The sequence below is a fragment of the Sinorhizobium terangae genome, assembly GCF_029714365.1.
Lineage (GTDB): Bacteria > Pseudomonadota > Alphaproteobacteria > Rhizobiales > Rhizobiaceae > Sinorhizobium > Sinorhizobium terangae.
Window position 1 is genome coordinate 1,603,341 of the sequence record NZ_CP121660.1, and the last position, 20,322, is coordinate 1,623,662.

At 61.3% G+C, this 20,322-nt stretch carries 21 protein-coding genes; 8 read left to right on the forward strand and 13 right to left on the reverse strand.

The genetic code is table 11. The features are described from left to right. Positions 1-115 precede the first annotated feature (115 nt). On the reverse strand, positions 116-337 hold the full coding sequence (locus QA637_RS26165) for a hypothetical protein (RefSeq protein WP_283065647.1): 222 nt from the start codon (positions 335-337) through the stop codon (positions 116-118). Positions 338-1,381: 1,044 nt separating this feature from the next. On the opposite strand from QA637_RS26165, the gene QA637_RS26170 reads away from it, so the two are divergent. Continuing rightward, positions 1,382-1,585, forward strand: a complete 204-nt coding sequence (locus tag QA637_RS26170) for a hypothetical protein (protein ID WP_283065648.1) — start codon at positions 1,382-1,384, stop codon at positions 1,583-1,585. Between the two features lie 706 nt (positions 1,586-2,291). Here QA637_RS26170 and pcaD read toward each other — a convergent pair. The 9 genes from pcaD to QA637_RS26215 all read right to left on the reverse strand — a co-directional run bounded on the left by pcaD (position 2,292) and on the right by QA637_RS26215 (position 10,852). Beyond that, complete coding sequence (gene pcaD / locus QA637_RS26175) at positions 2,292-3,095, reverse strand: 3-oxoadipate enol-lactonase (RefSeq protein ID WP_283065650.1); 804 nt, start codon at positions 3,093-3,095, stop codon at positions 2,292-2,294. A 120-nt stretch (positions 3,096-3,215) separates the two neighbouring features. After that, a complete protein-coding gene (locus QA637_RS26180) occupies positions 3,216-4,547 on the reverse strand; it encodes an MFS transporter (protein ID WP_283065652.1) in 1,332 nt (443 codons plus the stop codon). 42 nt (positions 4,548-4,589) lie between these two features. After that, the gene (benD, locus tag QA637_RS26185; protein ID WP_283065654.1) at positions 4,590-5,375 is read right to left on the reverse strand and encodes a benzoate diol dehydrogenase BenD; all 786 of its coding nucleotides are present in this window, start codon (positions 5,373-5,375) and stop codon (positions 4,590-4,592) included. Beyond that, positions 5,372-6,397 carry a benzoate 1,2-dioxygenase electron transfer component BenC gene (gene benC, locus QA637_RS26190; RefSeq protein WP_283065656.1) on the reverse strand — a complete coding sequence of 342 codons (1,026 nt, stop codon included), beginning with the start codon at positions 6,395-6,397 and terminating at the stop codon, positions 5,372-5,374. Before benC ends, benD begins: the two co-directional genes overlap by 4 nt. Before the next feature lie 42 nt (positions 6,398-6,439). Further along, the gene (gene benB / locus QA637_RS26195; RefSeq protein WP_283065658.1) at positions 6,440-6,928 is read right to left on the reverse strand and encodes a benzoate 1,2-dioxygenase small subunit; all 489 of its coding nucleotides are present in this window, start codon (positions 6,926-6,928) and stop codon (positions 6,440-6,442) included. Then, positions 6,925-8,283 (reverse strand): Rieske 2Fe-2S domain-containing protein, encoded by a 1,359-nt coding sequence (locus tag QA637_RS26200; RefSeq protein WP_283065660.1) that lies wholly within the window; start codon positions 8,281-8,283, stop codon positions 6,925-6,927. The genes benB and QA637_RS26200 overlap by 4 nt, the downstream gene beginning before the upstream one ends. A 109-nt stretch (positions 8,284-8,392) precedes the next feature. Further along, positions 8,393-9,331, reverse strand: coding sequence for a catechol 1,2-dioxygenase (gene catA, locus QA637_RS26205; RefSeq protein WP_283065662.1), 939 nt, complete (start codon positions 9,329-9,331; stop codon positions 8,393-8,395). A 74-nt stretch (positions 9,332-9,405) separates the two neighbouring features. Further along, positions 9,406-9,696: a muconolactone Delta-isomerase gene (gene catC / locus QA637_RS26210; RefSeq protein ID WP_283065664.1), complete on the reverse strand. Its 291-nt coding sequence runs from the start codon at positions 9,694-9,696 to the stop codon at positions 9,406-9,408. A gap of 4 nt (positions 9,697-9,700) precedes the next feature. After that, positions 9,701-10,852, reverse strand: coding sequence for a muconate/chloromuconate family cycloisomerase (locus QA637_RS26215; protein WP_283065666.1), 1,152 nt, complete (start codon positions 10,850-10,852; stop codon positions 9,701-9,703). 95 nt (positions 10,853-10,947) lie between these two features. On the opposite strand from QA637_RS26215, the gene QA637_RS26220 reads away from it, so the two are divergent. The 3 genes from QA637_RS26220 (at position 10,948) to QA637_RS26230 (ending at position 13,928) form a co-directional block, all read left to right on the forward strand. Then, positions 10,948-11,880, forward strand: a complete 933-nt coding sequence (locus tag QA637_RS26220) for a LysR family transcriptional regulator (protein WP_283065669.1) — start codon at positions 10,948-10,950, stop codon at positions 11,878-11,880. 303 nt (positions 11,881-12,183) lie between these two features. Continuing rightward, the gene (locus QA637_RS26225) at positions 12,184-12,492 is read left to right on the forward strand and encodes a nucleotidyl cyclase domain-containing protein (RefSeq protein ID WP_283065671.1); all 309 of its coding nucleotides are present in this window, start codon (positions 12,184-12,186) and stop codon (positions 12,490-12,492) included. Further along, positions 12,489-13,928, forward strand: a complete 1,440-nt coding sequence (locus QA637_RS26230) for an adenylate/guanylate cyclase domain-containing protein (protein WP_283065673.1) — start codon at positions 12,489-12,491, stop codon at positions 13,926-13,928. The genes QA637_RS26225 and QA637_RS26230 overlap by 4 nt, the downstream gene beginning before the upstream one ends. A gap of 366 nt (positions 13,929-14,294) precedes the next feature. Here the strand turns inward: QA637_RS26230 and QA637_RS26235 are convergent, their stop codons facing one another. Together QA637_RS26235 and QA637_RS26240 are read right to left on the reverse strand one after the other, a co-directional pair. After that, on the reverse strand, positions 14,295-15,140 hold the full coding sequence (locus QA637_RS26235) for an arylamine N-acetyltransferase family protein (RefSeq protein ID WP_283065675.1): 846 nt from the start codon (positions 15,138-15,140) through the stop codon (positions 14,295-14,297). Between the two features lie 70 nt (positions 15,141-15,210). Beyond that, a complete protein-coding gene (locus QA637_RS26240; RefSeq protein WP_283065677.1) occupies positions 15,211-15,672 on the reverse strand; it encodes a cupin domain-containing protein in 462 nt (153 codons plus the stop codon). 99 nt (positions 15,673-15,771) lie between these two features. Here QA637_RS26240 and QA637_RS26245 point away from each other — a divergent pair, with 99 nt between their 5' ends. The 3 genes from QA637_RS26245 (at position 15,772) to QA637_RS26255 (ending at position 18,548) form a co-directional block, all read left to right on the forward strand. Continuing rightward, positions 15,772-16,665, forward strand: coding sequence for a LysR family transcriptional regulator (locus tag QA637_RS26245; protein WP_283065679.1), 894 nt, complete (start codon positions 15,772-15,774; stop codon positions 16,663-16,665). 300 nt (positions 16,666-16,965) lie between these two features. After that, a complete protein-coding gene (locus QA637_RS26250) occupies positions 16,966-17,475 on the forward strand; it encodes a tyrosine-type recombinase/integrase (RefSeq protein WP_283065681.1) in 510 nt (169 codons plus the stop codon). A gap of 503 nt (positions 17,476-17,978) precedes the next feature. Next, the gene (locus QA637_RS26255) at positions 17,979-18,548 is read left to right on the forward strand and encodes a hypothetical protein (protein WP_283065683.1); all 570 of its coding nucleotides are present in this window, start codon (positions 17,979-17,981) and stop codon (positions 18,546-18,548) included. 41 nt (positions 18,549-18,589) lie between these two features. Here QA637_RS26255 and QA637_RS26260 read toward each other — a convergent pair whose 3' ends face one another. Then, the gene (locus QA637_RS26260) at positions 18,590-19,474 is read right to left on the reverse strand and encodes a LysR substrate-binding domain-containing protein (protein ID WP_283065684.1); all 885 of its coding nucleotides are present in this window, start codon (positions 19,472-19,474) and stop codon (positions 18,590-18,592) included. Between the two features lie 96 nt (positions 19,475-19,570). Here QA637_RS26260 and QA637_RS26265 point away from each other — a divergent pair, with 96 nt between their 5' ends. After that, complete coding sequence (locus tag QA637_RS26265) at positions 19,571-20,320, forward strand: sulfite exporter TauE/SafE family protein (protein ID WP_283065686.1); 750 nt, start codon at positions 19,571-19,573, stop codon at positions 20,318-20,320. Positions 20,321-20,322 lie beyond the last annotated feature (2 nt).

Below are 20,322 nucleotides of genomic sequence, written 5' to 3' on the forward strand. Positions count from 1 at the left end.
CAGCTCCGATCGCGACGTATTCTTCGTTTGCTTGGGCTTACTCACCCTGTTCCATCCAAGGGAACCGCTTCGAACGTCGCTTGCCGTTATGGAGATAGTGGCGGCGCAAGCGGGATCAAGGGCAAATCAACGCCGCAGCAGCGGCTCGCATGGTCATCGACACTTCTTCAGGTTCAGGGAGAGGCTCTCGCCCCGATGCCTTTGCAATCTTCCGGTAGGCGTACCCGCCCATCCCAGGAATCCGCAGCATCTCGACTGCTGAGAGGTGCTGCATATCCCCGACCAGCTCATGTCCGAGCTGGTTAAACTCGACGAGGAGCCATGGCTTAAGATTCAAATCTGAGAGTTTCGTATCCTTGCCCGCATAAGATCAGGTCAACTCGCAACGCGCAATTGTAGGATCATACAGTGTTCACGTCGTTGCCTGGCGTCCAAGGCTACGCCGGGAAACGCGACGAAGGCAAAGGCGAGGCCCTTCAGGGGAACCATTGCTGTGATTGACGGTTCTCTGACGGACCGAAGGGAGCCGCAATGCCCCAGCGCTCAGCAAGGAAGATTCCGCCAACGAAAGAAACCGAGGCCGCGCTTGTGGAGCAGGTCGTTTCTGACTGGTGCAAAGTGCGTCAATTGGATCCTGGGAGTCACACGGCCGTAATGGAAGGGTTGAGGGTTCTCTATGTGATCCGCGAGTTCGATATGACGGACAGAGAGAAGCTTCTAGAGGAACTGTTGGATAGCGAAGGACCCAACACTTTATAGCGGCCGACCTAAGGCGTTGCGCATTTTCGAGCCCGGAACAATCAAGAGGGTGGAGCGTTTAATACCCTCGCTCCAAGGGAGGAGGCCGGCTTTTGGACAGGGCCGGCAACGAGCGATGTCAGCCGCTGCTGATCCTCGCAGATTGAAGTTACCATGCGGGATGCTTTCGTTCTTGGTTTCATCGTGCTGATCATCATTCTCGTATTGTTTGAGTTCGTCGTGCACGCTCTGTCGGGCCAGCTCTCGTCGCCATCACCATGATGCCCTGCCGAGCGAAGCAGCCCAGTATGGTGTAAGCACAAAAGAGCCCGCCACGAGAGAGCGTAGAGAGCGGGCCCAGGTTTGTTGTCAGCAATGTTCTCAAACTAACGGTGCCAGAAGCCGTCAATTTGTCGAGTCGGCCGATAGGGCTAAATCGCGCCGCGGCGGTCACCATCTACCCAAACGGGTGATGTGACCAAACTCTCGTTTCCTGATAAGCCGAACAGCTTAAAGTTGACTACCGAACCAAGCAACCGTCCACCTAACCGGCACAACCTTAATTGGGCGGGGCATGTCCCGCGCGGTAGCAGGGAACATTTTTCCCGGCTGCGCTATTCCGCCTCCTGTTAGGAGCGTAGCCATGCGCAAGCCAAATCCCGACCTGGCGAGGCGCATACGCAACGTGGTGTCAAAGGAGGCCAACACTGCCTTCCTCCGGTCTCTTCCTGTGTTCCAAGTCAAGCCGCTGCCCCGGAAGTTCGTCGATCTCCTGCCACAGCTGGATGATGAGGAAAATAACGCCGGAGAAGCTGAAAAGACAAATCCGCCTTCAGGAACCAATTGAGAGCATTCGCGTTTAATAGCGTCGCATTCCTTATGCGACTGGAGAACGGAGCGGTGTCCTCGCCCCCTCGCAGGACGCCGCTCTTTCTTTCGGCGACGAGGAAAACGTCGCTCCATTGTGGGGCGCCCGACTCACTGGTGGGAGGTCACCGACCCCGAAAATCCTTTGTGCGACATCTGCCTCTGACGGCGTCACCTACCGATTGCTTCGCTACCACCTGCAGGTCCCACGTCGGGCGTCATCAACGGCGCGGCCCGTAGCCTCTGCGCAACCGCATTCGTACTTCTCCATGTAGTAGCGATAGAGACCGCCGGCGGTCCTCGGTCATGATGGAGAAAACATTCCTGAATTGCCGCTCGACTGCTGCTCTGACGTTGGTTGGCCGGCTGACGCCGCGCGACTTCTTCAATCCCGCGATCCTGAGAATAGCAGGCGGGGCATTATAACCGCGATATCCTTGCCGCCGATTAGGCAACAAAATGGCCAGCTAGTTGAAGGTGTGTAGCCTCATCTTGTAACTACCATCCGGCTGCTTCTGGAAAACTTGAATTGTAACTCCCGAATAAACTACATCCTTGATCCTTGCCGGTCTGGTCCTTCGCACCAACGGACCATTTCGCGCTACCGATGACCAGATCGTCGTCACCGATCCCCGCAGCCAAAGCCATCACCGGCAACATCGCCTTTACGGTCCATGACATCGATCTCAGCGGCGAGTGCTGCTGCCAAAAAATTCAAGAAGCGCGACATTGAATGCCCGCCTCGACTCGATGTTAACGATATGCCGGCCTGGCAACGACAGGTGCCGGCCCCGCTGAACGCGCAGGGAAATATCTTCCAGATCGGCTGGCGGACACACCGGATCGTCATCGCCGGAGACGGCCAGCAGAGGATTGGCGATCAGTCCGATGTCTTCCCGCAGGTCGGCTCCGGCCAAAGCCGCGCAGCAGCCGATATATCCATCGATCGAGGTCGCGACAAAACTATCGAGCACCTTGCCGACACTCCGGGGTTCAACTGCGCTGAACCCCGGAGTGAACCAGCGCTCGACGGTGGCAGGGGTCAGTGCCGCAAGACCATTCTCCCGCACGGCGTCCATTCGCGTGGTCCAGCTTTCTGCGGTACCGATCTTCGCGGATGCCGCGCATACAGCGATCTTGCCGAAGCGCTCTCCGGCGTGGATACCTAGCCACTGCCCTGTGAGGCCGCCGATAGAAAGACCGCAGAAATGCACTCGCTCTATTTCCAGCGCATCGAGCAGTGCGAGCGCATCATTGCCGAGGTCGGACAGGCCGTATGGCGGCAGTGGCACGGAGGACCGGCCATGACCGCGGCTGTCATACCGCAGTAAGCGGAAATAAGGCCGCAGTCCAGCCACCTGCGCGTTCCACATGTGCAGGTCGGTGCCGAGCGAATTGCAGAACATAAGCCATGGCTTGCCTTGGCACCCATCCTTGTCGCCGTCGATGCGGTAGTGGAGGCGATGACTGGAAAGATCAAGAAAAGGCATAGATCAATACTCACGAACCGGATTGCCGGAAGAATGGGTTTCAGCAGCGCCGGGCCGAAACCGGCGCTGCCCGATATAGGGATGACCAGTGGTCTGGCACATGCGATCGGCCGTGCCCACTTACGCCGTGGCAAGCTGCACGGCGCTTGAGCGACGCGCGCTGCTTATCGCGAACACCAGCATGGCGAGGGCCGAGATCGCCGCCGGGATCGAGAAGATCAGGAAGTTCTGCTGAAGCGGAAATTCCTGTGCCAGAAGCACACCGCCCAAGGTCGGCCCGACGATCGCGCCGATGCGGCCGACGCCCGAGGCCCAGCCCAATCCCGTGGAGCGCACGGAGAGGTTATAAAGCTGGGCCACGCTGGCATAGAGCAGGATCTGCGTGCCAATCGTGGTGGCGCCGGCAACGAACACCATCAGGAACAGCAGCCCTGCGGGCAGATTGAAGCCGATCAGCGCGATCGATGCGGCAGCGGCAACGAAAAAGCTGACCACCACCTTCGGCAGACCGAACCGGTCGCCCAGCCAGCCGCCGGCGATCGCGCCGACCATGCCGCCGAAATTCAGCGAGAAGAGGCTGAGTAGGCTGGCTTTCTCCGCATAGCCGGCCTCCTGCAAGACTTTCGGCAACCAGGACGACAGCAGATAGACGAGCAGCAGGCAGCAGAAGAAGGCGACCCACAGCATGATTGTGCGCAGCGTGCGCTGATGACGGAAGAGCTCGAGGACCGATGCCGAGGCCCCCTCGGTCTCGGAGAAGACCAGCCTGTCGCCGTTGCCAAGAGGCGCGGAGGAATCAATCTTGCGGTAGATCCGCTTGGCCTGGTCCTGCTTGCCCTGGCGGATCAGGAAGCCGAGCGATTCCGGCAGTTTCCACAGGATGAACGGCAGCATCAACAACGGCAGTGCCGCCATGAAGAACATCGGCTTCCAGCCGTATTGCGGGATCATGCCGATGCCGAGGCCAGCCGCGACCATGCCGCCGACGGAATAGCCGGAGAACATGAGCGCGACCATGGTGCCGCGAAGGCGCCTCGGCGCATACTCGTTCATGAGGGCCACAGCGTTCGGCATCAGCCCGCCGCAGCCGAAGCCGGCGATGAAACGGAAAAGCTTGAACTCACCCGGCGAACCGGTAAGGCCGGTCAAGAGGGTGGAGACGGTAAACAGCATGAAGCTGGTGGCAATGCCCTTCTTGCGTCCGATCCGGTCCGCAAGCGGACCGAAAACGAGAGCACCGAACATCATGCCGAACAGCGCCCATGCCTGCAAAGCGCCGGCCTCAGGCTTGCTCAGGCCCCATTCTCCTATCAGCGTCGGCAACACGGTGCCGGCTACGAAAACGTCGTAACCGTCGACAACCAGCAGCAAAGCGCAGAGAGCGACCACCGTCCACTGGAAGCGCCCGAAAGGCGAGCCGTCTATTGCTTCATTGACATCGATGTTGCGCATTACCACTCCTCCCCGAGTTGTTACGCATGGAAATGTGAGCTTTCAGCCGAGATCGCCCCCGGCGACCGGCAGCACGCTGCCGGTGATGTAGGACGCCTCCTCCGACGCCAGAAACAGGATCGGCGCGGCCTGTTCCTCGATGGTTCCGTACCGCTTCATGAAACTGGATTGCTTCACCTGGCTCACGACATCGGCCATCCAGCCCTTTTCCGCCCCACTATCGCCGGCGGCGTTGCGGGGGATACGGCGCGGCGGGGCCTCGGTACCGCCGGGCGCCGTGGCGACGACACGGATGTTCCGCCCGGCGAGCTCCATGGCGAGCGACTGGGTGATGGCGTTCACGCCGCCCTTCGCCGCCGAATAGGGCACACGGTGGATGCCGCGGGTGGCGTTGGACGACACATTGACGATCGTGCCGCCGCCGCGAGCGAAGAGATGCGGTAGAACGGCGTGGCAGCAGTAGAGCGTCGGCATCAGCGAGCGGCGGATTTCGGCGTTAATCTGCTGCGGTTCGAACTCAGCGTAGGGACGCATGCGGATCGCGCCGCCGACATTGTTGATCAGGATGTCGATGCCGCCGAACTTCTCGGCGGCAAATCGCATCGCCGCCGCCGCCCCCTCATAGGTTTCGAGGTCGGCGTTGAAGACCGCGGCGTTCACGCCGGCCTGCGCCGCTACCTCGGCGACGAAGTCGGCGCGGTCGACGAACAGGACCTGGCCGCCCTCCTCCGCTGCGCGGATCGCCACGGCCCGGCCGATACCCTGCGCAGCACCCGTGACAACCAGCACCTTGCCCGCGAAGCGGCCTTCGAAACGCCCCGTGCTCATGCAGCCACCTTCGCTGACGCATTGGGCGTGAACTTTTCGTAGTGGAAGCTGTGAGGCTGCACGCCCGTATCGTCGAAATGCTTGCGCACCGCATCGACCATTGGCGGCGGGCCGCAGAGATAGACGTCGACATCGCCGCCATTGAGCGCCTCGACCGGCATATACTGGGTGACCCAGCCCTTGCGCGGGTGGCTGGACGCCTCGTCGGCCACGACGGTACAGTAAGTGAAGTTGGCGAGCCGTTTTGCGTGAGCCTCGATCGCGTCGACGAGAACCAGGTCCAGATCCCGGGTGACGCCGTAGACGAGGTGAACCCGCTCTTGCGAATTCTCGCGAGCCAGCACCTCGAGCATTGACAGGAACGGCGCAAGACCCGTGCCGCCGGCCAGGAACAGGAGCGGTCGCTCGACCTCCCTCAGGTAGAAACTGCCCAAGGGACCGGTCAGCTCGAGCCTCATCCCGGTTTCGGCGCGCTCCAGCCAGCCGCTCATGACGCCGCCGGGGATCTTCTTGATCAGGAAGCCGATGCGCCGTTGGCCGGGCGCCGTGCTGAAGGAATAGGATCGCTGCTGGCCGCAGCCCGGCACGCCTATATTGACGTACTGACCGGGCAGGAAAGCGGGTGCCTGGGCATCCACATCCAGTTCCAGCACGATCGCCGCATCGTTGTGCGGCACCACAGCGGCGACGGTGGCGCCGAAGGTCTGCTGCCCGGTCTTGCAGGCGACCGAGGTCGTGGGAACCGCGATGATGCAGTCGGAAGACGGCCGCATCTGGCAGGTCAGCACGAGGCCGCTCTCAGCCTCCTCGACCGTTAGCGCATCGTCGATATAGTCGTCGCCGAGGTCGTAGCGACCGCTCTCGGCGCGGCACTTGCATGTGCCGCATACGCCGTCGGAACAATCCATCGGCAGGTTGATCTTGTTGCGGAAGGCGGCATCGAGAACCTTCTCGCTGTCCTTGCATTCGATGAAACGGGTAACGCCGTCCTCGAAGTTCAAAGCGATGCTGTAGCTGGCCATGGAACCCTCCTCATCAGTCTCTGTGCAGTCCGGCGACGCCTGTCAGATGTGATAGACGTCGATCACCTGGCGGATGTAGTCGTTCTTCAACACGATCTTCTTGTTCGAGATCAGCAGGCGGTCGTCGCTCCTGCGCAGGGTGACGAACATGGTGCCGAAGAAGTGGTCGGTGACCTTGTAGCGGTGGTTGAACGTGTGGAAGTTGTAGCGTAGGTCGACCTCATCGCCCCGGACTTCAAGCAGCTCGACATTGGTGACGTTGTGGCTGGTGCGCGGCTCCGGCGTCGAGGCGCCCGAACGCTCGGTCTTGATGCGGAACACCCGGTCTTCGAGGCCGTCGCGGTTCGGATAGTAGATCAGCGAGATCTGCGTCTGCGGATCTTCGGTGAGCTGGTCGTCATCGTCCCAGGCCGGCATCCAATAGGTCACGTCCGGCGCGTAGCAGGTAAGCCATTCGTCCCACTCGCGGTCGTCCAGAAGGCGCGCTTCCCGGTAAAGGAAGGCGCAGGCGGTTTCATAGGGAATGCTCATGCGACCACTCCTTCCCTTTCGGCGGCCAGCGCCTGGCGCATCACCTTGGCCCAGTATTCGTGCTGGCGGACGAACAGCCCCTCGTCCTCGCTGCGTTCGCCGGACAGCAACGGCTTTATGCCCATCCTCTTCGCATTTTCGTCCGGACCGTCGATCCAGAGCGGCGCACCCCGCGACAGGTCGTTCCAGGGCGCGGCCGTGCCAGCGTAGCCGGCCTGGCAGGCGCGGAACTCCTCCAGATCGTCGGCCGTGCCCATGCCGGAGACATTGAAGAAGTCCTCGTACTGGCGGATGCGCAGCGCCCGGTCCGCCGCACTTTCGCCCTTCGGCGCGAAACAGAAGATGTTAATTTCGGTCTTGTCGACGCTGATCGGGCGCGTCACGCGTATCTGCGTGCTGAACTGGTCCATCAGGAACACATTCGGATAGATGCAGAGATTGCGGGTCTGGTTGACGATGAAATCCGCCTGCACGTCGCCGACACGGGTCCTGATCTCGTCCCGATGACTGAAGATCGGACGGACCTCGGGATTCATGGTGGTGGTCCACAAGAGGATATGGCCGTTCTCGAAGCCGTAGACACCCGCGATCGACCGGCTCCAGCCGCTGGCGTCAACCGACTTCGTGCCCTCCTCCTTGCGCCGTCCCATGGTCGCGGCATAGTTCCAGTGCACTGAGCTGACGTGATAGCCGTCGCAGCCGTTTTCCATCTGCAACTTCCAGTTCCCGTCATAGACGTAGGACGAATTGCCCCGCAGCACTTCCAGCCCGTTCGGCGCCTGATCGACGATCTGGTCGATGATGACCTTCGTCTCCCCAAGGAAGTCCTCGAGCGACGCCACCTCCTCCTTGAGGCTGCCGAACAGGAATCCGCGATAGCTTTCAAAACGCGGAACGCGCTTCAGGTCGTGCGAACCGTTCTGCGCGAACTGGGGCGGATACTGGGTCGTCTTCTCGTCCTTGACCTTGAGTAGTCTGCCGGTGTTGGAGAAAGTCCAGCCGTGGAAGGGACAGGTGAAGCTGCCCTTGTTTCCGTGCTTGCGCCTGCACAGCATGGCGCCTCGGTGGGCGCAGGCATTGATGACCGCGTGCAGTTCCCCGTTCTTGTCACGGGTGACGACCACCGGCTGACGGCCGATACAGGTGGTGTAATAGTCGTTATTTCCCGGAATCTGGCTTTCATGGGCCAGATAGACCCAGTTGCTCTCGAAGATGTGTTTCATCTCCAATTCGAACAGGTCTTCGTTGGTGAAGATGTCGCGGCGGCAGCGAAATTTGCCGGTTTCCATGTCGTCCTGCACGGCAGTGGCGAGCAGATGATCGAGGTCCCGGGCTTTGTCGATAATCGCAGACATGACCTATCTCCCGCAAAGAGCGCGCTGGCAGGCGCAACCTTTGCAACTAAGTCGTTGATGACGATGGTTATGGGGGCTGGCGACCCGATCGGGTCGCTGGCCTTGCCGCTCAGGCGGCCGCGCGCTTGCGCAGCTCGTTGATCTGGTTGTCGACGCCATTCACCATGGCCGTCAGGTGAATGTCGAACCTGATCTCCGCAAACGGTCCACTCAGTCCGTTGGCCTTGATGCTTGCCTCGTCAGTCCGCTCGATGAGAGCTGGAACCAGACCGTCGCGCGTCGCATAGGCGAAGTCGTCGTTGACCAGCGGATCGCCCTCGATGTTGATCTGGGTTGTCAGCTTGCGATGGCCGTCGGCGCTGATGAAGAAGTGGATATGTGCCGGACGTTGGCCGTGGCGACCGAGCGCGGAAAGCAGTTGCTCGGTCGGGCTGCCTGGCGGCACGCCATAGCCGTGCGGCACGATGCTCTGGAATTTGTACCGGCCATTTTCGTCGGTGACGATCGTGCGGCGCATGTTGAACGGCGCCTGCTTTCCCGTCGGATCGAAGTGCGAGTAGAAGCCGCGGGTGTCACAGTGCCACACTTCCACCGTGGCGCCCGACAGCGGCTTGCCGTCGGCATCATGGACGGTGCCGTGCATAATGAGCGTGTGACCGTGAGCATCGGTGCCGTCGTCGAGTCGCGCAAAGCCTTCCGAGACGGGCGCGCCTGCCACATAGAGCGGCCCCTCGATCGTGCGCGGGGTCGGGTTGTCGATGCCGAGAGCCTCGTCGATGGCGTCGAGACGCTCGTCGAGGAAATGGTCGAGACCGAGGCCGGGCGAGATCAGGCCGGCCTGGCCGGCCGCGCCGATCTCGTTGAGCCAGGCGATCCCGGTCCAGTATTCGTCGGGGGTGATGTCGAGATCGTCGATTGCCTTGAACAGGTCTGACATGATCCGATGAACGATCTCTTTTACGCGCGGATTGCCGCCGGTCTTGTCCAAACCGCTGAGGACCTTGAGAAAGTCCTGGATCTCCGGCTTGTCGAAAATCTTCACGTTCATGTTGATTCCTCCACTTTGATTGCTTTGAAACTGCGCCGGTTCCCGTCCTCCCGGGAGCACCGGTGACGATGGCATCAGCTGTCGTCCTCACGGATCGCGGAGGGATGCCGCAGAAGCGGCGTCACCTCGATGTCCATGAGTTTGAACAGCGGAAGTCCCGAGAGAACCTCGTGCAATTCCGCATTGTCCCTGACGTCAAAGACGCTGTAGTTCGCGTACTGACCGGCGATCCGCCAGATATGCCGCCACTTGCCGCTGCGCTGCAGTTCCTGCGCGTAGGCTTTTTCCCGGGCAATGATCTCTGCCGCTGCGTCTGAGGGCAGATCATGGGGAATGCGAACGTCCATCCGTACATGAAACAGCATGATCTCACCCCACCACACGCAAGGTCGAAGCTTGCTTGCCGTCCCTGCGGAAACGATCGACGGCTTCCTCGGAAAGCATCACGCCGAGCCCGGGACCCGATGGCAATCGCAGCTCGAAGTTCTCGAAGCGCAGCGGCTCCTCCAGGAGTTCCTCGGTCAGAAGCAGCGGACCGAAGAACTCGGTGCCCCATTCCAGCTCCTTGACCGTCGCCATCAACTGGGATGCGGCAATCGTGCCGATCGGCCCCTCCAGCATGGTGCCGCCGTAAATGCTGACGCCCGCGGCTTCCGCGATCGCGATCACCCGGGCGGCGGCAAACAACCCTCCCGCCTGCTCGATCTTGATCGAGAACACGTCGGCAGCCCGCGCAGTCGCGGCCTCAAGCGCGCTTTCCGGTCCAATCAGAACTTCGTCGGCCATGATGGCGATTGGGGAAGCCCGCCGCAGCCGGGCGAGCGCTGTGATCCCCGGCACCGGTTGTTCGACCAGCACGCAGCCGGCGTCAGCCAGAGCTTGGATGGCATTGCGCGCTTCCCGCTCCCGCCACGCCATGTTCACGTCGACCCGGATGGAAGCCAGGTCCGGTAGTGCCTTGCGGATCGCGCCCACATGGCGGACATCCTCTTCGATCGATTTCACGCCGATCTTCAGCTTGAAGTCCTTGTGGCGCTGCCGGCTGAGCATGGCTTGCGCCTCGTCGATGTCCTTGGCCGTGTCGCCGGAGGCGAGCGTCCAAGCGATCGGCAGGCTGTCGCGGCGCCGGCCACCGAGCAGTTCCGACATCGGCAGACCGAGGCGGCGCGCATGACAATCGAGCAGGGCCGCCTCGACCGCGCATTTGGCGAAGTGATTTCCCTTTACCGCTTTGACGACTACGTCCATGGCTGCCTGGATGCGCGTCGCGTCACGGCCGATCAGCAGCGGCGCGATATACTCGTCGATCGTCAATTTCATGCCTTCCGGGCTTTCAGCCCCGTAGGCGAGCCCGCCGATCGTCGTCCCCTCTCCGAGCCCTTCGAAGCCGTCGGAGCAGTGGACGCGGACGATGGTCATGCTCTGCCGGTTCATGGTGACCATCGACAGCCGATGCGGCCGGATGGTGGGCAGATCGAGTATAATTGTTTCGATCGCGCTGATGCGGATTGCCGTAGACACGAGGCTTTCCTCCCTTGATTACGAGGAAATTAGCGTCCACTTTAAAACCAGTCCAAAACTATAAAAGTTGAATTTGATACCTAAAAGGTATGCTCATGGAACTGAGGCAGCTGCGTTATTTTCTCGCCGTCGCGCGCGAGCGGAACTTCTCGCGTGCTGCAGAGATCCTGCATATTGCCCAGCCGCCCCTCAGCCGGCAGATACAGCAACTGGAAGACGAACTCGGCGTTCTGCTTATCGACCGCTCGAACCGACCGCTCGATTTGACGGAGGCTGGCCGCTTCTTCTACGAGCAGGCCGGACAGATCATTGCTCGCATCGAAAATATGCGCGAGCAGACGCGCAAGATCGGCTTATCTCGTCGGGAGCGCTACGTCATTGGCTGCGTCGGCTCGACGCTCTATGGCGGTATACCGGACCTCGTCCGCCGCATGCGCGAGCGCTGGCCGGATCTCGACATCGAGATCCGGGAAATGATGTCGACCGAGCAGGTCACCGCTCTCAAGGAGAGGCGGATCGATGTCGGCTTCGGCAGGGTCCGCCTCAACGACAGGGAAGTCGAGAGGCTGACGCTTCGGGAGGAACGACTGGTGGTCGCCTTTCCAAAGGGGCATCCAAAATCGCTCTCCACCGAACCGATCGGCCTTGCCGAACTGGAGGGGGAACCGCTGGTCGTCTATCCGTCGGCGCCGCGGCCGAGCTTTGCCGACGAGGTCCTCAGCATGTTGAGCGAGCAAGGCATTTCTCCTGGCAGCGTGGAAGAGGTCCGTGAAATCCAGACGGCGCTGGGCATCGTGGCGGCCGGTATGAGCTTGTGCATCATTCCCACAGCCTCTCAGCGGCAAAGACCCGACGACGTCTGTTACCGCGTCATAAAAGATGAGAAGGCCACCTCGCCGATCATCATGAGTTTTAGGCGCGACGATGCAAAAGGAAGGATCGAAGAGATCAAGCAGCTCATTCGCGAGATGTACGCCGACAACCCGCCGTGGCTGCAACTGTCCAACGTGCAACTTGACGGGGCCTGAGTTTCCCTCGAATCTTCGGCCGCACTGCAGACAGCCAAAGATAGCCTCGTATGCGACCCTCTGGAACGCGAAAGATCGACCCAATGCGGAAGCTTCCCGGCAGCGCCAGCGATGTCCGGTGTTGGACGCGAGGCGGCCGCTGCACGAAAGGCCCTACGCAATTCACCCTGATCTCAGTTTACGTTTGAGCCCAAAGTAATCGGCATAATGGCGGATGTTGCGTCGAGCTACAGTCGGACTTTCAATTCGTATACAGTTGGACTGCTCGGGCTGAGCGTCGCGAGTGACATTGGAGGTTAAGACGTGGAGCGCAGGCTGGCGACTATACTCGCGGCCGACGTTGTCGGTTACAGCCGGCTAATGGAGCTCGACGAGGAGCGTACCTATAGTGCACTGCGCGTTTGCCGGGCCGTCATCGAACGTCTGATTGAGAACCACGGCGGCAGGGTCTTCGGCGGTGCGGGCGACAGCCTAATTGCTGAGTTCGTCAGCCCTGTCGAGGCGGTGCGGGCTGCGTTTGAGGTCCAGCATAAACTCGCATCGATGTCGTTCGACCTTCCGGAAGGCCAGAGGATGCAGTACCGGATCGGATCAATCTCGGCGACGTCATGATCGATCGCGAAGATCTTTTTGGCGACGGCGTCAACGTCGCCGCGCGCCTTGAGGCCCTCGCCGAGCCCGGCGGCATTTGCATATCGGGGAATGTTCATGAATGCGTAGACGGCAAATTGCGGTTCGGATTCGACGATCTCGGATTTCGAGAGCTCAAGAATATCATCCGGCCGATCCGGGTGTTTCAGGCGCGACTGAGCACAACCGCGCAGGCGAAGCTGCCGTCCCCGCGACCTTCGAGCAACAAGCCGTCGATTGCCGTCCTGCCTTTCGAAAATATGAGCGCAGATCCTGCCCAAGTCTATTTCAGCGACGGCATCACCGAGGACATCATTACGGAACTGGCCCGCTTCCAGCAGTTGCTCGTGATCGCGCGCCACTCCTCTTTTCATTACCGGGACAAAGCCGCCGATGTCCTGCGGATCGGAAGGGAACTGAATGCGCGGTACGTGGTTGAAGGGAGCGTTCGACGAAGCGGGGATCGAATTCGCATCTCGGCGCAGCTGATCGATACCGTCACAGGCACTCACGTCTGGGGCGAGCGCTACGATAGCAAATTGACAGAACTGTTCTCGGTTCAAGATGAGGTGACGAAAAGGATCGTCGCCGCCCTAGCTGTGCGCGTGGAGGAGGAGGATTGGGCGAAAGCCCGCCGCAAGCCCCCGGACAGCATGCGTGCTTACGACTTCTGGCTGCGCGGCAAACGCAGCCTCGATCTTTACACGCATGGGGGCAATCTCGAAGCACGCCAACTGTTTGAGAAAGCCCTGGAGACCGATCCGGATTACTCCCGCGCCCACGCAGGGCTAGCCGTTACCTATGATCGTGGCGGATTCTATTCGGCTTGGGATGTCGATCCGAAGGCGTCGCTTCAGAAGGCCGAGGACCATGCGAAGAAGGCTGTCTCCCTCGACGACACGGATCCCTTGCCGCACGTCGTTCTGGGCTGGGTGCATCTTGGACGCAGGGAATTTGACCAGGCCAAGGCGCACCTGGAGCGGGCCGTGGCCATCAATCCTAACGACGCGGACACGCTGGCAAAATCGGCTCTGGTCCTGGCATGGTCCGGCGAGGGAGCAGCGGTCATCGATTTAGCGCAGGCCGCCATACGGCTCAATCCGCATTTTCCCAGCTGGTATCAGTGTTTTCTGGCCGGTTGTCATCTTTGCGCCGGGGAATATCCGGAGGCTGTTGCCATTTGGGAACGAATGCCGGATGCAACCCCGGAGACGCGAGCGATGTTAGCCGCGGCCTGCGTTATTGTCGGCAGGCTGGAAGACGCACGGCGGCATATGGCGGAGTTCATCCGGACATATCCGCAGCACTTTGCCGGCAGGCCGAGCGCGCGCCGCGTCAGGCGTCTGTTCGCATTTCGACACGAGGCCGATGTTGATCGCCTAATTCAGGCGATGTGTACGGCCGGACTCCCAAGATAAGTGACCGCGCGCTTTTGGCACTTCCGTCGCGTTCGTCGCAAGCGAAGGCAAGGCAGAAAACCACCCTCTGGAGCGCCCTCTGACGAACGTGAAAGATCGACCCAAAGACGACTTTCGTAGATCGAACTGTGGAAAACCGCTGTGCGCCGATCCTCAGTCGTTCGGCAATCAAACCGACCTATCAGGGTATATTGACCCTGAGCTACCCCGATGGCCAAGTTCGACGGAGAGCGACCGGCGGGGGCCTGCTCATCGAACCTGCGGCAACCATGAGAACCGTGCTCAGTGCGAAACCGATACAGAATGCGGCTATGCGAAGCATCGATGTTTCCTCGAGTTCCAGAGTGTTGAAAGGGTGTCGCCTGTTCAGGCGGCCTTGTCGCGGCCAATCGCCTGGACCTTGTCCCAGACGCGTTCGGGCCGGGGAATCTCGAGGTCAAAAATGGTCTCAAACGTGTCCGCGAGATGGTCCGCGCTTGTGATGCGGTGTTCGCTAACACTGTTGGGCTTCACGGTGCGCAAGCAATCGTTCTGCAGGGCGACATAGCCGTCCGCGGTATGACGCAGGACTGCCAGCGTGTTTGTGAATGGCGACGCGGGGTCCCGGATCAACCAGGAATGCGTGCCGGCCATGGCCGCCTCATCGCTGTGATCGGCCCGGAAATCGAAGCTGTGTGCGATGCCATGCACATGATTGTTGAAGCGCAGCCAGCCGTCCTCCGTCGGCATAATCGAAAAATCGAAACCGCGCTGGCTGATCGGTCCGACAGCAAGCGGCACGGGTTCGACGATGGCGTCGGCGACGCCGACCTCGGCGAGATAGGGGCGGTCGAGATCGACACGCAGGGTCAGGTGATTGCCGATGGCGATGTCGCCCAGTTTTTCGCGGTCAACGCCACCGCAAAGACGGGTCACCCGGAAACCGAGCGCATCAAGCACTGCGCCGAAGAGACCGTTCATCTCGTAGCACCAGCCGCCGCGCCTCCCCTCCACCATCTTGGCGAAGGCGGATGCCGGGGTGATCGAGGACGGCCATCCCATGAAGGCATCCAGCGCCTCCCAGGTGAAGGTCATGAGGTGAGCGCGGTGAAGTTTCGACAGGCCGTGAAGGTCGAGAGAAATCGGCCGGTCGACCCGGATCCTTGCGAGATACGTGTCCAATTGGCTGGCTGTCAGGGTCATTCCGATTTCGTTTGAAGGCGCGTGTGTCATCCTTCGGTCTCCTTTCGATGGACCGTTGTTGTTGTCGGTGCTGTATTTCGGCGGGCGATGTGTCGCCGGATCAGGCGACCTTGCGATCGTCGTCGGGCAGGAAGGTGAGGCCGAAATCCATTGCGACGGAGGCGATCTGCTCGGGCGTTTCGGGCTTGCAGAGCTCGATGATCGGAAAGAAGTTCTCGAACCCGCCCGGCGTCACGACGACCATGAGGCAGCCTTCCGTCTCTCCGATGTTCCTGAACCGATGCGGCACGCCGCGCGGCAGCGCGATGCAGCCCCCCTCTGCCAGCTCGACATAGTCGCCGGCACACCAGAAGCCAAAGCAACCGGACAGGACGCGGAAGAACTCGTCCTCGCGCTCGTGCACATGAAGCGGCGGACCTTCCCCGGGCGGCACGATGGCCTCGAGCATGCCCAGCGCGCCGCCTGTGTTGGAGGCCATCATGCGTATGACGTGTTTGCCGAACGCCGCTGCCGGCGTTCCATGGCCCGGCGGCGATACCGCCGCATAGGTGAATGTCTTCATGTCGGGTCTCCTTCTGCTTGAGGACACCCATCGATTACTTTGTGCTCCGTCTCATGATAAGAGCGATGAATTGACATTATTGAACGGATAATCGCTCTCATGAAAACGCTGGATCCGCTTGACGGGATTGCCGCCTTTCTAACTGTTTCGACGCATCTCAGCTTCACTAAGGCGGCGGACGAACTCGGCATGTCGCGTGCGACGGTGGGAGCCCAGGTCAGGCAGCTCGAGGATCGCCTCGGCATCCGCCTCTTCCAGAGATCGACGCGCAAGATCGCCCTTACCGAGGCGGGCGCGGCCTACCGGGAAGCCCTTTCGGGTATCCTGCCGCAGATAAGGGAGGCGGAACGGGCGGCAACCTCGTTCCAGAAGGAAGCCGTCGGGCGGTTGCGGGTATCCGCGCCGCCCGACCTCGGGCATCTGGTGATCGTGCCGGCGGTTTCGGAGTTCCTCAAGCTCAACCCGGCTGTGTCCCTGGAACTGGACCTGTCGCATCGGGCCGTGAACCTGGTCGAGGATGGCTTCGACCTTGCAATTCGAGGCCGCCTCGAGGTCGATATCAATCTTATCACCCGGCAACTGGCGACATCGTCAATCGTGATTTGCGCTTCGCCCGCCTATATTGCCGAACATGGTGCACCGGAGACGCCGCACGACCTCGCACACCATTCCTGTCTCCACTTCGCCGAACTAAGATGGGCGCGGATCTGGCCGTTCAGCAGGAACGGTGAGGAGTTTCGCATTCCAATCGTGCCTCGGCTGGAACTTAATCACAGCCTTGGCCTGCGCGACGCCGCCTTGCTGGGAGTCGGTATCGTCCTCCTGCCCGACTTTATCGTTGGCGAAGACCTCAGGCAGGGCCGGTTGATACGTCTTCTCCCCGATTGGCATATCAGCACGATACAGCTGCAAGCGGTCTATCCGGCCAATCGCCATATCGCGGTAAAGGTCCGACGCTTCGTCTCGTTCCTGGCAGGCAAACTGCGGTCGTAGACGAGGCGAAAACCCGCACTCCGGATGAATGTGAGAATGAGCAGCAGCGACAGGAGGCTCTCACGAACGTCTACTTTGCGTCTGGTAAGACGCGCGGCGCTGTAGTGCCCAAGTGTCCGCTTAGGGCCGCAGTATCACTTCGAGGAAGATTATCATCGGCCCGCTTGAGGTTAAGCGCTGCGGCTGTGGAGGGTGGCTTTCGGGAGGAAAGCTATGTCCAGTTGGAACTCCGGCCGCATCGTCGGTCAGAAGCCTCCATTGAAGCCGGAGGAGGTCTAGGCCATTCGAACTCGCCTCCAGATGCTGGGCGCGGTGCGTGACCTAGCGCTTTTCAATCTCGCTATCGACAGCAAATTGCGAGCTTGTGATCTCGTCGCGATCTCAGTTGCTGATGTGGCAATTTCCGGAAGGGTTCGCGACCGGGCGATCATTATCCAGAGGAAGACCAGCCGACCCGTGCAATTCGAACTGACCGACCAAACGCGGGAGGCTGTCGCTGCATGGATTGGAAGTCGCAGACTCGGTGAACGGGATTACTTGTTTCCCAGCCGCGTCCACGCATTGCCGCATCTCTCGACGCGGCAATATGGCAGGATCGTCGAGCGGTGGGTGTCGAGCATCGGACTTGACCCCAAGCGCTACGGCACGCACTCGATGAGGAGAACCAAGGCGGCGCACATTTACAAGAAGACCGGCAACCTGCGCGCCGTCCAGCTCTTGCTAGGCCACACAAAACTGGAGAGCACCGTGCAGGACCTCGGGATCGAGGTCGATGACGCCCTAGCCATCTCTGAACAAGTTGAGTTGTAGTGCTGAATCGCGGCGCTTCTCATTGAAGCGCCGCTCTTTGGCCCCGCTGAGGGCCAAAGTCGACCCGTTGCGGACTTCGGCAGCATTTACTCAGAATGGCTGGATCCCGAGCCGGAAGTAGCTATTGACCGCGACCCGCACATTTACCGGACATTTGCGCCCGTTCATTAATTTCGCGGCTTTCATTCATTTTTTCTCGAATGAGCCGATGTGCCACGCCAGCGCTTCCTCAAACGTCCGGAGCTACTGACGCGCCGTCGCAGTGCCGCTGCCATTCCCTTCCAATTTGGCGGCGATCTCGCGCTGAAGAGCTATATGGCGCTCGCCGCCCGCGACGGGCCTTTCCGCCGCTGGCAGGCGTTCCTCAATGAGGGCAATGTGATGCGCTCATATAGCACAAGCGCTCGCACTTCGTTTCAGAACGCCCTCGGAAGCTGACTGAAGCTCGCGCGGAACATGGCGACGTTGCAGCGATTGGGATGTACAAACCGGGAGGCTGTCGAATGTCGGCCATAACGCGCGATCCTGTTTCAGATAGCACCTTGTCCTCCGACCAGCGGATCGGTGCGGCGGGCCTTGAACGTCGGTCTCTGCAAAGCCGGAGCAGCCCGTTCAAGTCGGCCGTCACCAGCGGAACGATCGCGAGCCTGACGACGACGGCGGCATTGGCGCTGCTCGCTGGATTGGAGGGACGGAGCATTTTCCAGCCAACCAATGCCACGAGCCATTGGCTTTATAGTGAGAATGCCGGCCACGTCGGGGCCGCGGACGCTAAGCACACGTTGCTCGGCTACTGCACTCATCATCTGTCGGCGATCTTCTGGGCTCTGCCCTTCGAAGCATGGCTGGCGGCCGACCGCTACAGGGAACCGACCGCAATAATACGGAAGGCGGCGCTGACCGCCGCTGTTGCTTACGTGGTCGACTACCACCTGGTTCCGAAGCGGCTGACACCCGGTTGGGAGACCGTTCTCTCGAAGAGATCGATCGGACTGACCTACGCCGCACTGGCGCTCGGTCTGGCGGCGGGAGCCATGGTGTCACGGAAATCGCAACATCCGGGCGACAAATGAACAGCGGATGGCTGTGTTGGATCCAGTGTGAAGGCCGAAGCCTACCCCTTGCCTTCAAGATGCTCGAGCAGGCTCTGCGCGAGCGGCGTCAGTTCCGTGTCGCTGCGGATGCAGAGCGACAAGCGACGCACCGCCCAATCCTCCGCCAGGCGTTTGACGGAGATCGGCATCGATTTCCGGCAGCGGCGTACGGCCGTCTCGGGCACGATGCCGACCCCGACCCCGGCGCTCGCCATCCGGCAAATATCGTCGAACCCGCGCAGCCGAATGCGCGGCCTGATCCGCAGACCGATGCGCGCCGCCTGCGCGTCAAGGTGATCCTGCAAGGCGCCTTCGCGCAGCGCTATGAAATGCTGACCGCGAAGATCGGCAAGGCGGACGTGTCGCATGGCCGCAAGGGCGTGGTCGCGTCCCGCCACCACGACGAGTCGGTCCGTCACGAAGGGGCGCAGCGTCAGTCCGGTTGTTTCCACCAGATCCGAGAGCACGCCAATTTCGGCGAAGCCGAGCGCGATACTGCGGGCGATGTCGGCGCTTTGGCGTTCCTTGACCACAATATCGGCTTGCGGATGGGTGGCCAGCCAGGGCGCGAGCCGCGCGGGCAGGAACTCGGCCAACGCCGCTGTATTGGCCAGGAGGCGGACAGTGCCGCGCAGGTCTTTCGCTAACTGCCCGATCTCAGCGCGCATGCGAGCCATCTGGGAGAGGATCAGCCGCGCATGGTGCAGCAGCGCCTCGCCGGCTTCGGTCAGTGTCACGCCGCGCCGGCCGCGGTCCAGCAGCTTCACGCCGGCCAAGGTTTCCATCTCGCGCAGGCGTTCGCTGGCGGCAGGTAGCGACAATCCGGCCTCGACCGCGCCATGAGTGATGCTGCCGGCCTCGGCCACGGTGAGAAACAGGCGCAGGTCGGTCACATCGAAACGCATGGCGGCAGAATAATCGGGCGCAAGGCTTCGGTCTAGCCGAAGGCTGACTGCGGCACTTCCGCATTGTCTGCGGCGCGTCAGACGGTATGACGGGGCATGACCGATCTGTCCATGCCCGTCCTGCTCGCGGCCGCCGCAACCTTCTTCGCCGCCGGCGTCGTCAAGGGCGTGACCGGCATGGGGTTGCCGACGGTGGCGATGGGAGTGCTTGGCGCGCTGATCTCGCCGCTCTCGGCGGCCGGCTTGCTGATCGTCCCGTCCTTCGTCACCAATGTCTGGCAGCTTCTGGCCGGTCCCGCCTTCGGTCCGCTCGTCCGCCGATTCTGGCCGATGATGCTGGCGATCTGCACCGGCACGATGCTGGGTGTGACATGGCTGACCAGCGGCGAGACCGAGGCGACCACCACCGCCCTCGGCGCCGCGCTCGTCACTTACGCCGGCTATTCCTTGCTGGGGTCCCAGATTCGCGTGCCCTGGCACTGGGAGCCATGGCTTTCGCCGCTGATCGGCGCGGTGACCGGCGTCGTGACGGGCGGCACAGGGATACTCGTCATACCGGCCGTGCCCTACTTGCAGGCGCTCAGCCTTCCGCGGGACGATCTGGTGCAGGCGCTCGGGTTATCGTTTACTGTGTCGACCGTTGCACTCGCCGCGGCGCTTGGCGCACACGGCGCATTCGAACTCCAGGGACTGGCGCTCTCGGTACTGGCTCTTGGTCCTGCGCTGGCAGGCATGTGGGCTGGCCAGGCGCTGCGTGGGCGGATCAGCCCGGCTGCCTTTCGACGCCTGTTCCTTATCTGCTTGCTCCTGCTCGGAGCGGAAATGTCGATGAGATCGTTGGTGTGAAG

Excerpts from the sequence above, each read along its gene's own strand:
- QA637_RS26170 (WP_283065648.1), top strand. The coding sequence starts at position 1,382 with ATGCGCAAGCCAAATCCCGACCTGGCGAGGCGCATACGCAACGTGGTG.
- pcaD (WP_283065650.1), bottom strand. The coding sequence starts at position 3,095 with ATGCCTTTTCTTGATCTTTCCAGTCATCGCCTCCACTACCGCATCGAC.
- QA637_RS26180 (WP_283065652.1), bottom strand. The coding sequence starts at position 4,547 with ATGCGCAACATCGATGTCAATGAAGCAATAGACGGCTCGCCTTTCGGG.
- benD (WP_283065654.1), bottom strand. The coding sequence starts at position 5,375 with ATGAGCACGGGGCGTTTCGAAGGCCGCTTCGCGGGCAAGGTGCTGGTT.
- benC (WP_283065656.1), bottom strand. The coding sequence starts at position 6,397 with ATGGCCAGCTACAGCATCGCTTTGAACTTCGAGGACGGCGTTACCCGT.
- benB (WP_283065658.1), bottom strand. The coding sequence starts at position 6,928 with ATGAGCATTCCCTATGAAACCGCCTGCGCCTTCCTTTACCGGGAAGCG.
- QA637_RS26200 (WP_283065660.1), bottom strand. The coding sequence starts at position 8,283 with ATGTCTGCGATTATCGACAAAGCCCGGGACCTCGATCATCTGCTCGCC.
- catA (WP_283065662.1), bottom strand. The coding sequence starts at position 9,331 with ATGAACGTGAAGATTTTCGACAAGCCGGAGATCCAGGACTTTCTCAAG.
- catC (WP_283065664.1), bottom strand. The coding sequence starts at position 9,696 with ATGCTGTTTCATGTACGGATGGACGTTCGCATTCCCCATGATCTGCCC.
- QA637_RS26220 (WP_283065669.1), top strand. The coding sequence starts at position 10,948 with ATGGAACTGAGGCAGCTGCGTTATTTTCTCGCCGTCGCGCGCGAGCGG.
- QA637_RS26230 (WP_283065673.1), top strand. The coding sequence starts at position 12,489 with ATGATCGATCGCGAAGATCTTTTTGGCGACGGCGTCAACGTCGCCGCG.
- QA637_RS26235 (WP_283065675.1), bottom strand. The coding sequence starts at position 15,140 with ATGACACACGCGCCTTCAAACGAAATCGGAATGACCCTGACAGCCAGC.
- QA637_RS26240 (WP_283065677.1), bottom strand. The coding sequence starts at position 15,672 with ATGAAGACATTCACCTATGCGGCGGTATCGCCGCCGGGCCATGGAACG.
- QA637_RS26245 (WP_283065679.1), top strand. The coding sequence starts at position 15,772 with ATGAAAACGCTGGATCCGCTTGACGGGATTGCCGCCTTTCTAACTGTT.
- QA637_RS26250 (WP_283065681.1), top strand. The coding sequence starts at position 16,966 with ATGCTGGGCGCGGTGCGTGACCTAGCGCTTTTCAATCTCGCTATCGAC.
- QA637_RS26255 (WP_283065683.1), top strand. The coding sequence starts at position 17,979 with ATGTCGGCCATAACGCGCGATCCTGTTTCAGATAGCACCTTGTCCTCC.
- QA637_RS26260 (WP_283065684.1), bottom strand. The coding sequence starts at position 19,474 with ATGCGTTTCGATGTGACCGACCTGCGCCTGTTTCTCACCGTGGCCGAG.
- QA637_RS26265 (WP_283065686.1), top strand. The coding sequence starts at position 19,571 with ATGACCGATCTGTCCATGCCCGTCCTGCTCGCGGCCGCCGCAACCTTC.